The organism is Microbacterium sp. SA156, from assembly GCF_049065455.1.
In the GTDB taxonomy this organism is placed as follows: domain Bacteria; phylum Actinomycetota; class Actinomycetes; order Actinomycetales; family Microbacteriaceae; genus Microbacterium; species Microbacterium barkeri.
This window is the reverse complement of the sequence record NZ_JBAKGU010000001.1, coordinates 233,225-249,108: the sequence shown is the minus strand read 5'-3', so window position 1 is coordinate 249,108 and position 15,884 is coordinate 233,225. Positions and strand designations below refer to the sequence as shown.

The window sequence follows — 15,884 nt, the reverse complement described above, 5'->3', positions numbered from 1 at the left end:
CTCCCAGCGCACCTCTAAGCTGGAAGGCTATGTCCTCCCCCGTCATCGCCTACCCGCCCGAGCTGCCCGTCAGCGCGGCGCGCGACGAGATCGCCGCGGCCATCCGCGACCACCAGGTCGTCATCGTCGCTGGCGCCACGGGGTCGGGCAAGACCACCCAGCTGCCGAAGATCGCCCTCGAGCTCGGGCGGACGTCGATCGCGCACACGCAGCCGCGCCGCCTCGCCGCGCGGACCATCGCCGAGCGGGTCGCCGAGGAGATGCAGGTCGAGCTCGGCGGGCTCGTCGGATACAAGGTGCGCTTCACCGACCAGGTGTCGGACGCGACGCGCATCGCGCTCATGACCGACGGCATCCTCCTCAACGAGATCCACCGCGACCGGCTGCTGCGCCGCTACGACACGGTCATCGTCGACGAGGCGCACGAGCGGTCGCTGAACGTCGACTTCCTCCTCGGCTATCTCAAGCGCATCCTGCCGGAGCGGCCCGATCTCAAGGTCGTCATCACGTCGGCGACGATCGACCCCGAGTCGTTCGCGAAGCACTTCGCGGAGCCGGACGGCACACCCGCCCCCGTGATCGAGGTCTCGGGGCGCACGTTCCCCGTCGAGATCCGGTACCGGCCGCTGCTCGCGGACACGACAGAGGACGGCGAAGCGCCGACACCCCGGACGTCGATCGAGGGCGGCGAAGAGCCGAGACCCGACGAGCGGCCGTACGACGTCGAGGACGACGTGTCGGCGATCGTGCAGGCCCTGCGCGAGCTCGAGCGCGAGGCCCCGGGCGATGTGCTCGTGTTCCTGCCCGGCGAGGCCGAGATCCGCGACGCGGCCGACGCCGTCCGCGGGGCCTTCCGCAGCGAGACCGCGCCCGTCGAGGTGCTCCCCCTCTACGGCCGCCTGAGCTCGGCCGAGCAGCACCGGGTCTTCGAGCGCTCGACGGTCGCCGGCCTCAGGCGCCGCATCGTCCTCGCGACCAACGTCGCCGAGACCTCGCTCACCGTGCCCGGCATCAAGTACGTCGTCGACACCGGCACCGCGCGGATCTCGCGCTACAGCAACCGGGCCAAGGTGCAGCGCCTTCCGATCGAGGCGGTCTCGCAGGCGTCGGCCCAGCAGCGATCGGGTCGCGCCGGCCGCACGAGCGCGGGCATCGCCATCCGCCTCTACGCGCACGACGACTTCACGCGGCGCCCCGCGTTCACCGAGCCGGAGATCCTGCGGACGAGCCTCGCCTCGGTGATCCTGCAGATGCTGTCGCTCGGGTTCGGCGACATCTCCGAGTTCCCGTTCCTCACTCCGCCCGACTCCCGCGGCGTGCGCGCGGCCCTCGACCTGCTCGTCGAGCTCGGGGCCGTGCACCCGGCGCGCGATGGCGGGCAGCCGCGGCTCACGCGCATCGGCCGCGACCTCGCCCGGCTCCCGATCGATCCCCGCTTCGCGCGGATGCTCGTGGAGGCGCAGCGGAACGGCACGCAGCGCGAGGTGCTCGCGATCGTCGCGGGCCTGTCCATCCAGGATGTCCGCGAGCGCCCAGAGGAGCAGCGCGAGCAGGCCGACCAGGCGCACGCGCGGTTCGCGGATCCGACGAGCGACTTCCTCACGCTGCTCAACCTGTGGGACCACCTCCAGGAGCAGCAGCGCGCGCTCGGCTCGAGCGCGTTCCGGCGCCTGTGCCGCACGGAGTTCCTCAACTACGTGCGGGTGCGCGAGTGGTTCGACGTGCACCGCCAGCTGCAGGGGCTCACGCGCGGGCTCGGCCGTCGCGGCGAGAGCGATTCCGCCCCGCGGCGGGAGGGTGCGGCGGACCCCGCCGCCGTGCATCGCGCGATCCTCGCCGGCCTGCTGTCGCAGATCGGCGTGCTCGACGAGCGCGAGGCGAAGAAGGACCCGCGCTCGCGCGGCGCCGAGTATCGCGGCGCGCGCGGCGTGCGCTTCTCGGTCTTCCCCGGCTCCGTGCTGCGCAAGCGGCGCCCGCAGGCCGTCATGGCCGCCGAGCTCGTCGAGACCTCGCGCCTGTTCGCGCGGACCGCGGCCGCGATCGATCCGGCCTGGGCCGAGGATCTCGCGGGCGACCTCGTGAAGCGCCAGGTGTCGGAGCCGCACTGGTCGAAGGACTCGGGCGCCGCGATCGCGTACGAGAAGGTCACGCTGTTCGGCGTCGAGATCGTCCCCCGCCGACGCATCCCGTTCGCGCGCGTGGATCGCCCGGCCGCCCGGGAGCTCTTCCTGCAGCACGCGCTCGTCGAGGGCGAATGGGACGCGCACGCGCTGCCGCAGCAGGTCACCGCGTTCCTGCGGCAGAACGCCGACCTCCGTCGGCGCCTCGAGCGCCTCGAGGACCGCGAGCGCCGCCGCGACATCCTCGCCGGCGACGAGGCCGTCTACGCCTTCTACGACGCGCGGATCCCCGCCGAGGTGTTCGACGTCCGGTCGTTCGAGAAGTGGTGGACCGACGCGCGCGCTCGCACGCCGAAGCTCCTCACGATGCGCGAGGCCGACCTCGTCGACGGCGCGGCGACCGCCGACGCGCGGGACTTCCCGACGCGCTGGACGCAGGGCGATCAGACCCTGAACCTCGCGTACCGCTTCGAACCGGGCGCCGAGGACGACGGCGTCACGGTCGTCGTGCCGCTCCCGCTGCTCGCATCGCTGCGACCCGACGGCTTCGACTGGCAGGTGCCCGGCTTCCGCGACGAGCTCGTCACGGCGCTCCTCAAGGCGCTGCCCAAGGCCATCCGCCGCCACGTCGTGCCCGCGGCCGACTGGGCCGCGAAGCTGTCGGAGGAGCTGGCAGGACGGGGCCCCGAGGACAGCGCGGGTCTTCCCGCCGAGCCGCTGCTCGACGCCCTCGCGCGGCTCGTCCAGCGCGCGGCGAGCCAGCCGGTGTCGCCCGCCGACTTCGATCTCGAGCGCGTGCCGTCGCACCTGCGGATGTCGTTCCGGGCGGTGGATGCGCGCGGGCGCGCGATCGCGTCCGATCGCGACCTCGCGTCGCTGCAGAGGCGGCTCGCCGAGCGCACGCGCGACAGCGTCGCGAAGCAAATCGCGCGCGGCGCAGCCCGCGGCGAGCGCCGTCGCGGCGAGGCGGCCGTCGCGGCGGCGTCGGGCATCTCCGCGCCCTCCGCGGGCATCGAGCGCGCCGGCCTGTCGGACTGGACCTTCGGCGAGCTGCCGCCGGTCGTCGACACGCGCGTCGCGGGCGGCGTCGTCCGCGGCTACCCCGCACTCGTCGACGAGGGGCAGACGGTCGCGCTGCGCGTCGAGGCGACACCCGAGTCGGCCGCCCGTCTCACGCGCGCCGGTCTGCGCAGGCTCGTGCTGCTGCAGGTGCCCTCGCCCGCGTCGTACGTGCAGCAGCACCTCACGGCGAACGAGAAGCTCGCCCTCGCCGCGTCGCCGTACGCGTCGGCCAAGGCCCTCATCGAGGACTGCCGAGCGGCGGTCGCCGACGCCGTCCTCGCGCGTCATGGCGAGGTGCGCGACCGCGCGGCGTTCGAGCGCCTGCGCGACGAGGTCTCGCGCGGCTCGGTCGACGACGTCTTCGCGTGCGTCTCGCTCGTCGCGCACATCCTCACCCTCGCGCGGGACGTGGAGCGCGCGATGAAGGGCGCGACGTCGATGGCGCTCCTCGGCGCACTGAACGATGTGCGCGGTCAGCTCGCTGGCCTGATCTTCCGCGGCTTCGTGTCGGCGACGGGCGTCGAGCGCCTGGCGCACCTGCCCCGGTACCTCGAGGGCGCCCGGATCCGCCTCGAGGCGCTCCCCGACAATCCCGGCCGCGACCGCGCCTGGATGACGGAGTTCGAGCGCGCGCGGGCCGTCTTCGACGAGGCGGGCGGGGCCATCCCCCTGCCGCCGGATGCTCCCGCGCACCTCGAGCGCGCACGCTGGCTGCTCGAGGAGTTCCGCGTGAGCCTGTTCGCGCAGCGTCTCGGCACGGCCGAGGCGGTGTCGCTCCCGCGCATCGCGAAGGCGCTGAAGGGCTGAGGGGCTCAGGCGGCCAGGGCGCCGAACCCGAGGAGGTACGTCGGGACGTAGATGAGGGCGATGAGCACCGCGTGCGTGAGCACGAACCCGCCCGCCTCGAGGGCCTTCCCGCGCTGGCGCAGGTGCGCGCGCAGCTTGCGGAGCAGCGAGACCGGATGGCGCACATCCCAGCTGTTGAACCGGAGGTAGCGCCCGAGGTAGACGCCCACGGCCCCGAGCACGATGATGACCGCCGCGAGCGCCCAGCTCGACGCGGGCACCGCGCCGATCGCGTTGGGCTCGACGAGCACGAGGAAGGCCGTCTGCACGACCGCGAGGCTGAGCACCGCGTTCGCGATGCCGGAGAGCGTGAGCGTCAGGGTCTGCACGATGTCGTACCAGAGGGGCACCGGGTCGCCGTCGCGGCGGTGGCTGAAGTTCAGCTCGGTGATGAGATAGATCGAGTTCGGGAAGAGCAGCACCCACACGATCGCGCCCACGACGACGTACACCCACACCGCGACCGCCGCGGCCCGTGGCCGCAGCGCCGTGAGCGACAGCAGCGCGGGGAGCCCGAGGAGCCCGGCGACCGCGACGAGCGAGACGAGGACCGGAACGAAGGAGAGGCCGATGTTCAGCAGCATCGGCCGGTAGAGCGGCACGCCGTACACCGCCGATCGGAGCCTCACGAGCACGATCGCGTAGATGTTGAGCAGGACGACGGCGATGCACGCGACGAGGACGGCCACGCCACGACCCTAGTCGCGTCCCGCTACTCCCAGACCGCCGTCTCGGGGTCGATCCCCCGCGCGCGTGCGCTCTCGTCGACCGCGCGCCGGAACCAGGCCGCGAGGCCGACGCGGACGCCGTCGTAGTGCGCCGCGAACCCCGGGTCCGACTCGTAGCGGCGGGCAAGGCACACCTGCATCTGGCGGCTGAGCGGGAAGTAGGCCGAGAACGCCTCGCGGTGGCGCTCGACGAGGTCATCGGCCTCGGCGCTGCCCGGTGCGACACCGCGGTCCATCGCGTCCGCGAGCGAGCGCTCGACGCCCGCGACGCGGTCGGCGACCTCGCGCCACTCCTCGGCGGTGCGGTCGGCGGCCGCCTCGGCGAACTGCCGCCACTGCCGTGTGCCGCCGTAGGCCTCGCGTGCGCCGCGCGCCTGCTCGGGGTCCCAGCCGGATCCGAACACCTCCCGCTGCACCTCGTCCGCGAGCGGGACGCCGCGCTCGTGCGCGGCGATCATCCGCTCGAGGCCCGATCCGAGCCGGTTCAGCCGCGCGATCCGCTCCTCGAGCTGGGCGTGCGCCGCCCGGAGCGTCCCCGCCGCCTCGGGCGACGCGCCGTCGAGGATCGCGCGGATGTCCTCGAGCGCGACGCCGATCTCGCGGTAGATCGCGACGCGGCGCAGCCGATCGAGGTCAGGCGCCGTGTACAGCCGATAGCCCGCCGGCGTCCGTTCCGACGGGCTCGCCAGCCCGATCGCGTCCCAGTGGTGCAGCGTCCGCACCGTGACCCCGAGCTGCGCAGCCGCCTGCCCCACCGTCAGGCCGTCGACGTCATCGCGCATGCTCCCCATTCTGCTCACGGGCCGCATCGGGCGCCGTGATGCCGAGCTCCGCGAGGTGGCGCGCGGCGTCGCTCTCCGGGTCCCAGGGCAGGGGCGCGGTGAACACGACCCGGGCGTTCTCGGGCGTCCGGATCTCGAGGTCGCGCGTGCCCCACGGCGTGTCGCGCGGGCCGTCGACCGCGTCCGCCCTGAGGGCACGGCACGCGGCGGCGACCGGCTCGATCTGCCGGAGGACGCAGGCGAAGCTGACGCTCATCGCGGGAGGCGGCGCGGGGGCATCGCCCACGGGCACGAGGAGGACGTCCTGGAAGGCCCAGCGCCGCAGATGCACGATCCCGCCCGGAACGCTGAACAGCTCGATGAAGCCGAGCCCTCTCGTCCAGAACTCCACGGACGCGGGCAGGTCGGGCGCGGGGATGGTGACGAAGGAGGGCATCGCGTAGATGCCGCGGAACGGCTCGGGCGCGACCGCGTCGGGGTCGCGCGGCGGCACGGGGCTGATCTCGAAGGCGTCGTAGTAGTCGGTCATGCGCTCCACCCTCGAGCCTGACGCTGCGTGAGGGTCAAGTCGCGTCCCGCTTTCGTCCGCGCAGAGCCCACCAGGTATCTTGATGTCGAGACAGAATCGCGCCATCCGCGTGCCATCCGTCGTTCCCCGGCAACACCCCACCGTCTGGAGTCGCCTCACCCATGTCAAAGATCATCTACACCCACACCGACGAGGCGCCGCTGCTGGCGACGTACTCGCTGCTGCCGATCATCTCGGGCTTCGCGTCCAAGGCCGGTGTGGAGTTCGAGACGCGCGACATCTCGCTCGCGGGCCGCATCATCGCGCAGTTCCCCGAGCGTCTCACCGAGGCGCAGCGCATCGGCGACGCACTCGCCGAGCTGGGCGAGCTCGCCAACGAGCCGAGCGCCAACATCATCAAGCTCCCCAACATCTCGGCATCGGTGCCGCAGCTGAAGGCCGCGATCGCCGAGCTGCAGGCGCTGGGCTACGACATCCCCGACCTCCCCGAGGACCCGCAGACCGAGGACGAGAAGGAGGTCGCCGCGCGCTACGACCGCGTCAAGGGCTCCGCGGTGAACCCCGTCCTGCGTCAGGGCAACTCCGACCGCCGCGCGCCCGGCGCCGTCAAGGCGTACGCGAAGGCGCACCCGCACCGCATGGGCGCGTGGTCGGCCGACTCGAAGACCTCGGTGGCCACGATGGGTCACGACGACTTCCGCTCGAACGAGAAGTCGTTCGTCTCGCCCGCCGACGACGCGCTGCGCATCGAGCACGTGGCGGCGGATGGCACGGTGACGGTCCTCAAGGACAAGGTGGCGGTTCTCGAGGGCGAGGTCGTCGACGCGACCTTCATGAGCGCCAAGGCGCTCGACGCGTTCCTCGCCGACGCGATCGCGCAGGCCAAGCAGGAGGGCGTGCTGTTCTCGGCGCACCTCAAGGCGACGATGATGAAGGTCTCCGACCCGATCATCTTCGGCCACATCGTCAAGGCCTACTTCGCTCCCGTCTTCGCGCAGTACGGCGCCGACCTCGAGGCGGCCGGCCTCTCGGCCAACGACGGCCTCGGCGGCATCTTCGCCGGCCTCGAGAAGCTCGAGAACGGCGCCGAGATCCGTGCGGCGTTCGACCGCGCCCTCGCCGACGGCCCCGAGCTCGCGATGGTCAACAGCGACAAGGGCATCACGAACCTCCACGTGCCGAGCGACGTGATCGTCGACGCGTCGATGCCCGCGATGATCCGCATCGGCGGGCACATGTGGGGCCCCGACGGCGCCGAGAAGGACACGCTCGCCGTCATCCCCGACTCGTCCTACGCCGGCGTGTACCAGGCCGTGATCGACGACTGCAAGGCGAACGGCGCCCTCGACCCGACGACGATGGGCACCGTGCCCAACGTCGGCCTCATGGCGCAGAAGGCCGAGGAGTACGGCTCGCACGACAAGACCTTCGAGATCGCCGAGGCCGGCACCGTTCGCGTCGTCAACGGCGCAGGCGAGACGGTCCTCTCCCACGAGGTCGAGCAGGGCGACATCTGGCGCGCCTGCCAGACGAAGGACGCCGCCATCCGCGACTGGGTGAAGCTCGCCGTCACGCGCGCGCGCCTCTCGAGCACCCCCGCCGTGTTCTGGCTCGACGAGACCCGCGCGCACGACGCGAACCTCATCGCGAAGATCGAGCGCTACCTGCCCGAGCACGACACGGACGGCCTCGACATCCGCGTCCTCGCGCCCGCCGAGGCGACGACGTTCTCGCTCGAGCGCATCCGCCAGGGTCTCGACACCATCTCGGTGACGGGCAACGTGCTGCGCGACTACAACACCGACCTGTTCCCGATCCTCGAGGTCGGCACGTCGGCGAAGATGCTCTCGATCGTCCCGCTGATGGCGGGCGGCGGCCTCTTCGAGACCGGCGCGGGCGGCTCCGCTCCCAAGCACGTGCAGCAGCTCGTCGAGGAGAACTACCTGCGCTGGGACTCGCTCGGCGAGTTCTTCGCCCTCGCGGCGTCGTTCGAGCACCTCGCCCAGACCACCGACAACGCGCGCGCGCAGGTGCTCGCCGACACGCTCGACGCCGCCACGGGGACGTTCCTCGAGCAGGACCGCTCCCCCGGTCGCAAGCTCGGCACGATCGACAACCGCGGTTCGCACTTCTACCTCGCGCTGTACTGGGCGCAGGAGCTCGCGCGGCAGACGCAGGACGCCGACCTCGCTGCGGCGTTCGCGCCGCTCGCGGAGAAGCTGGCCGCCGACGAGGAGAAGATCGTCGAGGAGCTCCTCGCCGTCCAGGGCAAGCCCGCCGACATCGGCGGCTACTACCGTCCGGACGCCGAGAAGACGGCCGCCGTGATGCGCCCCTCCGCGACGCTCAACGCCGCGATCGACGCGCTCTGACCATCCGCTCGACGACGCCCGCCCCTCGCCGGGGGCGGGCGTCGTCGCATGCCGGGCCGGATGACGCTTTCCGTCGCGCGCACGCGGCGCGCTAGGCTCGCCCTCGGTCCTTCCACCGCAGCCCCGACCTCAGGAGGAACGCCGACGATGGCGCACTTCGATCTCCCCCTCGACCAGCTCCGCACGTACCGGCCCGAGCTCCCCGTGCCCGACGACTTCGACGCCTTCTGGGAGCGCACGCTCGCCGAGTCGCGGGATGCGGCCTGGGCTCCGCGCCTCGAGCCGGTCGACACCGGGCTCACGCTCGTCGACGTGCACGACGTCGCGTTCGCGGGCTTCGGCGGCGACACGATCCGCGGCTGGTGGCAGGTGCCCGCCGCGAGCGCGCCCCGTGCGATCGTCGTCGAGTTCGTCGGCTACTCGGGCGGCCGCGGCCCCGCTCACGAGGTGGGCTCGTTCCCGCTCGCGGGATGCGCACGGCTCATCGTCGACACGCGCGGCCAGGGCTGGGGCCACTGGAGCATGGGCGGCGCCACGGCCGACCCGCACGGCAGCGGCTCGCAGGCGCCGGGCGTCATGACGCGCGGCATCGAGAGCCCCGAGACCTACTACTACCGCCGCGCGTTCACCGACGCGGCACTCGCCGTGGACGCCGCTCGCGCGCTCGCGCCCGGGCTCCCGGTCTTCGTCGCGGGCGGAAGCCAGGGCGGCGGCCTCTCGATCGCAGCGGCGGCGCTCGCCGGCGACGTGGCGGGCGCCATGCCCGACGTGCCGTTCCTGTGCGACTTCCCGCGCGCGACGACCCTCGTCGACTCGATGCCGTACGGCGAGATCCGCACCTACCTCTCGGCGCACCGCGACCGGATCGACGACGTCTACCGCACGCTGTCGTACTTCGACGGGGTCACGCTCGCGTCGCGGGCGACGGCTCCCGCGCTGTTCTCGGTCGCGCTCATGGACACGATCTGCCCGCCCTCGACGGTGTTCGGCGCCTTCAACGCGTGGGGTGCAGAGGAGAAGGACATCGAGGTCTATCCGTTCAACAACCACGAGGGCGGGGGCGGCGCGCAGCGCGCGGCGCAGCTGGCGTGGCTCGGGCGTCGCCTCGGCTGACGACACGGCACTCGCCCGCGCCGCCTGGCGTCGCCCGCCGCTGCGCTGTGCCACACTGATCTCGTAAAGCGTTTACCGAGCCGTCGCAGACGACGGCGGGACGGGGGTCGGATGAAGCGGGTGGGCATCCGCGACGTCGCCGTCCTCGCCGGCGTCTCGATCAGCTCGGTCTCGAACGCCCTCAACCGGCCGGAGGCCGTGAGCGATCACGTGCGCACGCGCGTGCACGCCGCCGTCGACCAGCTCGGGTACGTGCCGCTGCGTGCGGCGCAGCAGCTCCGCGCGGGGCGCAGCGGACTCATCGGCATGACCGTCATCAGCATCGGCAACCCCTTCTTCGCCGAGATGCTCGAGGGGGCCGAGGAGGCGACGTCGGCCGCGGGCTACCAGGTCATGCTCGGCAACAGCGACGACAGCGCCCAGCGCGAGAGCAGCTATCTCGAGCTGTTCGAGCAGGCGCACGTGGAGGGCATGCTCATCTCGCCGTTCGGAGACGTCGGGCCCGCGCTCGAGCGCCTGCGCGCGCAGCAGATCCCGGTCGCGCTCGTGGACGGCGTCGACGAGAAGGGGCTCACGCCCTCCGTCTCGCTCGACAACGTGCTGGGCGGGCGGATGGCCGTGCAGCACCTCATCGAGCTCGGCCGGCGGCGGATCGCGTTCGTGGGCGCGCGCGAGGAGGTGCGCCAGACGCGCGACCGCCTGCGCGGAGCCGCCGCGGCGGCGCAGGACGCGGGCCTCTCCCTCGACGTGACGCTCAGCGGGCGCACGACTCCGCGAGTGGGCGCCGAGATCGGCGAGCGCATCGCAGCGCTGCCCGCGGCCGAGCGCCCCGACGCGGTGTTCGCCGCCAACGACCAGCTCGCGTGCGGGATCGTCCACGCCCTCGTCTCCGCGGGCATCCGCGTTCCCGGCGAGATCGCCATCGTCGGATACGACGACATCCCCTTCGCCTCGATCGCGGCCGTGCCGATCACGTCGGTGCGGCAGCCGGCGCGCGCGATGGGACGCCGCGCCGCGGAGATGCTCGTCGATGCCGTGCGCGGCGCGGCGCCCGCCGCAGCGCCGGCCGAGGTGTTCGCGCCCGAGCTCGTCGTCCGGGCGTCGACGCGCGCCTGACTCCCCGCGCGTCAAACGTTTCATGTCCTGTCTTGACGGTCGCCGTCGCCGACGCTATGGTGCCCGGGAAGCGCTTTCCTGAAACGTTTCCGTGCGATGAAGCACGACGTCCCCCACGATCGGAGTTGATGTGAAGGGCAGAACCCTGCGCGCCGGCGAGCCCGCCGGCGAACCGACGGATGGCCGGGGGCCGCGCGCGCTGCGCGGCCTCGCGATCGCGACGGCGGCTGCCGTCGCCTTCGGATGCATCGGCGGCGCGAGCGCCGCGCACGCCGCGACGACACCGGCCGACACGGCGGCAGCCGGCCAGCCCGTCCGATTCGACTTCGGCCCCGGCGCCGTGGCCGACGGCTACACGCAGGTCACGGCGGGCTCGGCGTACTCCCCCGAGGCGGGCTTCGGCTTCGCCCCGGGCGCGACGGTGACCGAGACCGACCGCGGCGGCGACCCTCTGAAGGGCGACTTCGCGACGGTGAGCGGCTCGAGCTTCGTCGTCGATCTCGCGAACGTCGACTACACCGTCTCGATCGTCGCCGGCGACACCGGCGGCACGACCGAGATCGCGATCGCGAGCGAGCAGATCCAGAAGGTCCAGACGACCTCGAAGGCCGCGGGCGCCTTCCTCGAGATGAACTACGACATCGCCCTCGTCGACGGGCAGCTGTCGTTCGACTTCACGGGCGCGGCCGCCAACATCAACGCGATCGTCATCACGCCGCAGGCTCCGCGCGAGGCCGCGGCGACCCCCACCGCGTACCTCACCGGCGACTCCACCGTGCAGACGTACGACCCGTACTGGGAGCCGCAGGCCGGCTGGGGTCAGATGATCGACCAGTTCCTCACCGACGCCGTCGCCGTGGACAACCGCTCGATCGGCGGCCGCTCGTCGCGGTCGTTCGTGCAGCAGGGCCGCCTGGACGAGATTCTCCGCGTCGTGCGACCCGACGACTACGTCTTCGTGCAGTTCGGCCACAACGACGCGACCGCGTCCGTGCCCGAGCGGTACACGCCGCCGGACCAGTTCGACGACTACCTCCGCATCTACGTCGAGGGCACTCGCCAGCGCGGCGGCATCCCGGTGCTCGTGACCCCGGTGAACCGGCTCGACGTCGACAGCGAGACGGGGCTCTTCAACGAGAGCTTCCCCGAGTACGTCGCGGTCATGAAGGCCGTCGCCGCAGAGCTCGCCGTCCCGCTGGTCGATCTCTCCGCCTCGAGCCGCGCCTACCTCGACGCGATCGGCGCCGAGGCCGCGAAGTCGGTCTTCCTCTACGCCGACCCCGGGGTGTACCCGAACCGCCCGAACGGCGTGCAGGACAACACGCACTTCCAGGAGTACGGCGCGATCCAGATGGCGCGCCTCGTCGCGCAGGGCGTGGCCGAGCTCGGCCTGCCCATCTCGGAGGCGGTCGAGGTCACCTCGCCCTCCGAGCTCCCCGCTGCGGTCACGGGTCTCGCCGTGGCCGGAACCTCCAGCACCTCGGTGTCGCTCGAATGGGACGAGACCGCGGGCGCCGACATCTACCGGATCTACCGCAGTGAGGCCGGAGCCGACGCGTTCACCCTCGCGGCGACATCCACTGTGCCGCAGAAGAGCATCGGCTCGCTCGCGGAGGGCGGCGCGTACGACTTCCGCGTGAGCGCCGTCAACGGACTCGGCGAGGGTCCGTCGAGCGACATCGTGACCGCGACCACCCGCGCCGCGGCGTACCGCTACGACTTCCAGCCGGCCGGCGCCCCGGTCGGCGCGGGCTACACGGAGGTCAACCGCTCCACGGTCTACTCGGCGGAGCGGGGCTACGGCATCGTCGACCCGACGGGGATGATCGACCGCGACCGCGGCGCATCGGCCGGCGACGACGTCGCGCGCGACTTCGTCGCGTACTTCAACGGCAGCTACGAGTTCGCCGTCGACGTGCCCAACGGCGAGTACTCGGCGAGCGTCACGGTCGGCGACCTGCTCGGCACCGTCCGCACGAACCTCGAGATCGAGGGCAGCGACGAGGGCGGCCTGTCGGTCAGCCGCGGCAGCACGACGAAGGCGATCGACGGCATCACGGTGAGCGACGGGCAGCTCAGCACCGTGATCTCGGGAGCGACCGGCCACCTCAACGGCCTCACGCTCACGCCCATCCTCGTCGCGCCCGCGGCCATCCGGCTCGACGACCTCGCATTCGACGGGGCGTCCGCGACGGCCGCGCTGTCCTGGGATGCCGCGCCCGAGGCTGCGGCCTACCGGCTGTACCGGACGACCGATGACGGCACCGTCCTCGTCGGCGAGACGGAGGGCACCTCCTTCGTCGACGAGACGGCGCAGCCCGGCCAGACCGCGACCTACGCCGTCACCACCGTGACCGCGCGGGGCGACGAGTCGGTGCCCTCGGTCGGCGTCGAGGTCGAGGTCATCGACCCGGATGTCGCGGTCCCCGCGGCGCCCACGGGCCTCGCCTACGGCGACGTGCTCAAGAACTCCGTGGCGCTCTCGTGGGACGCGTCCGACGGCGCGCTGTTCTATCTCGTCAGCCGTCAGGACAAGAAGGGCGAGTGGCAGGTCATCGCGCGGGCGGATGAGCCCGCGTACGTCGACGAGGACGTCCTCACGACGATCGCGTACACCTACCGCGTGCAGGCCGTGAACGCGGGCGGGGCGTCCGAGCCCTCCGAGCCCGTCACCACGCCCGCGGTCACGACGCTCGATCGGGCCGCCGAGCGGCTCGATCGCGCCCCCGTGGCCGTCGCGCAGGAGCAGGGCGTCTACGTCGGATGGCGCCTGCTGGGCGACGACGCGCAGGATGCCGCGTTCCACGTCTACCGCGACGGCGAGCGCATCACGGAGGAGCCGATCGTCGACACGACGAACTACCTCGATGCAGCGGGCTCGGCCGACTCGACGTACCGCATCGCGATCGTCGAGGACGGGGTGTCGTTCTGGGCGACCGAGGAGTTCCGGCCGTGGGAGGACGGGCAGTCGCTCGACATCCCCCTGAACAAGCCGGCCGACGCGTACTCGAAGGACGGGCAGCCGTACTCCTACCGCGCCAACGACACGTCGGTCGCGGACCTGGACGGCGACGGCCAGCTCGAGTACGTCGTCAAGTGGGATCCGACGAACTCGCAGGACAACTCGAAGGCCGGCTACACGGGCAACGTCTACCTCGACGCGTACGAGCTCGACGGCACGCAGCTGTGGCGCATCGACCTCGGCATCAACATCCGAGCGGGAGCGCACTACTCGCAGCCGATGGTCTACGACCTGAACTCCGACGGCCGCGCGGAGGTGGTCGTGAAGACCGCCGACGGCACCGAGGACGGCCAGGGCACCGTGATCGGCGACGGCAGCAAGGACTGGCGCAACTCGTCGGGCTACATCCTCACCGGACCCGAGTACCTCACGGTGTTCGAGGGGACGACGGGCCGCGCGATCGACACGATCGACTACGTGCCCGGCCGCGGCGACGTCGCGTCGTGGGGCGACAGCTACGGCAACCGCGTCGATCGCTTCCTCGCGACCGTGGCGTACCTGGACGGCGAGCACCCGAGCGTCGTGTTCTCGCGCGGCTACTACACGCGCGCGGTGATCGCCGCGTTCGACTTCGACGGCGAGAGCCTCAGCCAGCGCTGGGTGTTCGACTCCTCGACGAAGGGCAACGGCGACTACGCGGGTCAGGGCAACCACGCCATGATCTCCGCCGACGTGGACGCCGACGGGAAGGACGAGATCGTCTTCGGATCGGCGACGATCGACGACGACGGAACGGGCCTGTACTCCACGGGTCTCGGCCACGGCGATGCCGAGCACGTGAGCGACTTCGACCCGGCGCGCCCGGGCCTCGAGGTCTACGCCGTGCACGAGGACATGGGTCGGTCCGGCAGCATGGGCGCGACCTACCGCGACGCGGCGACCGGCGAGGTGCTGTGGTCGGTCCCCGCGACGAAGGACACCGGCCGCGGCGCGATGGCCGACATCGATCCGCGCTACGACGGCGCCGAGGGCTGGAACATCGGCGGCACGGTGGCGTGGGACTCCCGGGTGGGCACTCTGCGCAACGTGTCGGGCGAGGAGATCTCCACGGCCATCCCCGCCGCCAACTTCGTCGCCCAGTGGGACGGCGACCTCCTCAGCGAGATCGTCGACCACGCGTTCGACACGACGACGCGCCTGGGCTCGCCCGTCGTGTCGAAGTGGGACTACGAGAACGGCGTCGAGGTGCCGATCTTCGAGCCGGAGGGCGTCCTGACGAACAACGACACGAAGGGCAACCCCGCTCTCCAGGCCGACCTGTTCGGCGACTGGCGCGAGGAGCTCGTGTACCGCACGACCGACTCGACGGCGCTGCGCATCTTCACGACGACGGACGTCACGGAGCACCGCCTCCGCACCCTGATGTCGGACGCGCAGTACCGCCTCGCCGTCGCGTGGCAGCTCACCGGATACAACCAGCCGCCGCACACGAGCTACTACCTCGGCGAGGGCATGGAGACGCCGGCCGCTCCCCGCCTGGCCTACACGACCGACGCCGCACCGGCCGAGGTCGTGCCCGGGCCGGCGACGGCGGCGCCCGCGAAGGGCGTGCTCTCGACGACGAGCGGATGGGCCTACGGTCTGAAGGACGGCGACTACACCGTCACGATGAACCTGTGGCACGGCCAGAACGCGCACACCATCCGCCTGTTCGAGAACGGCGAGCTCCTCACGGAGGCGCACCTCGCCGACCGCACTCCCGACGCGCAGGAGTTCTCGTTCGACGTGACGGGCCGCGTGAACGGCACGTACGAGTACACGTGCGAGCTCGTGAACCAGCACGGGACGACCCCGTGCAAGCCGGTCACCGTGAAGGTCGTCGACGCGAACCCCGGCACGGCCGTGCTCTCGCACGACAACCACGACCGCGACGGCGACTACACCGTCACGGCGAACCTCTGGTGGGGCACGAACGCGACGTCGTACCGCCTGTACGAGGACGGGCAGCTCGTCGACGAGCAGGAGCTCACGGCGGCGACGCCGGAGGCCCAGACCGCGTCGACGCACCTGACCGGCCGGGCCGCGGGCGAGCACGTGTACCGCGCCGTGCTCGCGAACGCCGCGGGCGAGACCGAGACGAAGGAGATCCGGGTGACCGTGAAGTGATCCGGCGCCCGGTCGCCGCGAAGTGCGGCGACCGGGCGTTCCTTCGACGCGTTCCGGGGCAGGGCTCGACGAGCCCTGCCCCGTTTCG

8 protein-coding genes are annotated in these 15,884 nt (G+C 72.1%); 5 read left to right on the top strand and 3 right to left on the bottom strand.

The annotated features are described in order from the left end of the window. Positions 1-29 precede the first annotated feature (29 nt). Entirely contained in the window at positions 30-3,989 is a 3,960-nt protein-coding gene (gene hrpA / locus ACOWU6_RS01000; RefSeq protein ID WP_421074415.1) for an ATP-dependent RNA helicase HrpA, read from the top strand. A gap of 5 nt (positions 3,990-3,994) precedes the next feature. On the opposite strand, the gene ACOWU6_RS00995 is transcribed toward hrpA, so the two are convergent. From ACOWU6_RS00995 to ACOWU6_RS00985, 3 genes are read right to left on the bottom strand one after another with little or no spacing between them, the layout of a single operon-like run. Next, complete coding sequence (locus ACOWU6_RS00995) at positions 3,995-4,717, bottom strand: DUF1361 domain-containing protein (protein WP_271172722.1); 723 nt, start codon at positions 4,715-4,717, stop codon at positions 3,995-3,997. 23 nt (positions 4,718-4,740) lie between these two features. Then, positions 4,741-5,538, bottom strand: coding sequence for a MerR family transcriptional regulator (locus tag ACOWU6_RS00990; RefSeq protein WP_421074414.1), 798 nt, complete (start codon positions 5,536-5,538; stop codon positions 4,741-4,743). After that, positions 5,528-6,067, bottom strand: coding sequence for a VOC family protein (locus tag ACOWU6_RS00985; RefSeq protein WP_421074413.1), 540 nt, complete (start codon positions 6,065-6,067; stop codon positions 5,528-5,530). The genes ACOWU6_RS00990 and ACOWU6_RS00985 overlap by 11 nt, the downstream gene beginning before the upstream one ends. A gap of 161 nt (positions 6,068-6,228) precedes the next feature. Between ACOWU6_RS00985 and ACOWU6_RS00980 the strand changes: the two genes are divergently transcribed. The 4 genes from ACOWU6_RS00980 to ACOWU6_RS00965 all read left to right on the top strand — a co-directional run bounded on the left by ACOWU6_RS00980 (position 6,229) and on the right by ACOWU6_RS00965 (position 15,796). Continuing rightward, positions 6,229-8,439: an NADP-dependent isocitrate dehydrogenase gene (locus ACOWU6_RS00980; RefSeq protein ID WP_271172725.1), complete on the top strand. Its 2,211-nt coding sequence runs from the start codon at positions 6,229-6,231 to the stop codon at positions 8,437-8,439. A 147-nt stretch (positions 8,440-8,586) separates the two neighbouring features. Further along, the gene (locus ACOWU6_RS00975; RefSeq protein WP_421074412.1) at positions 8,587-9,552 is read left to right on the top strand and encodes an acetylxylan esterase; all 966 of its coding nucleotides are present in this window, start codon (positions 8,587-8,589) and stop codon (positions 9,550-9,552) included. Between the two features lie 111 nt (positions 9,553-9,663). After that, positions 9,664-10,668, top strand: a complete 1,005-nt coding sequence (locus ACOWU6_RS00970; protein WP_421074411.1) for a LacI family DNA-binding transcriptional regulator — start codon at positions 9,664-9,666, stop codon at positions 10,666-10,668. A 130-nt stretch (positions 10,669-10,798) separates the two neighbouring features. After that, a complete protein-coding gene (locus tag ACOWU6_RS00965; protein ID WP_421074410.1) occupies positions 10,799-15,796 on the top strand; it encodes a fibronectin type III domain-containing protein in 4,998 nt (1,665 codons plus the stop codon). Positions 15,797-15,884: the final 88 nt, after the last annotated feature.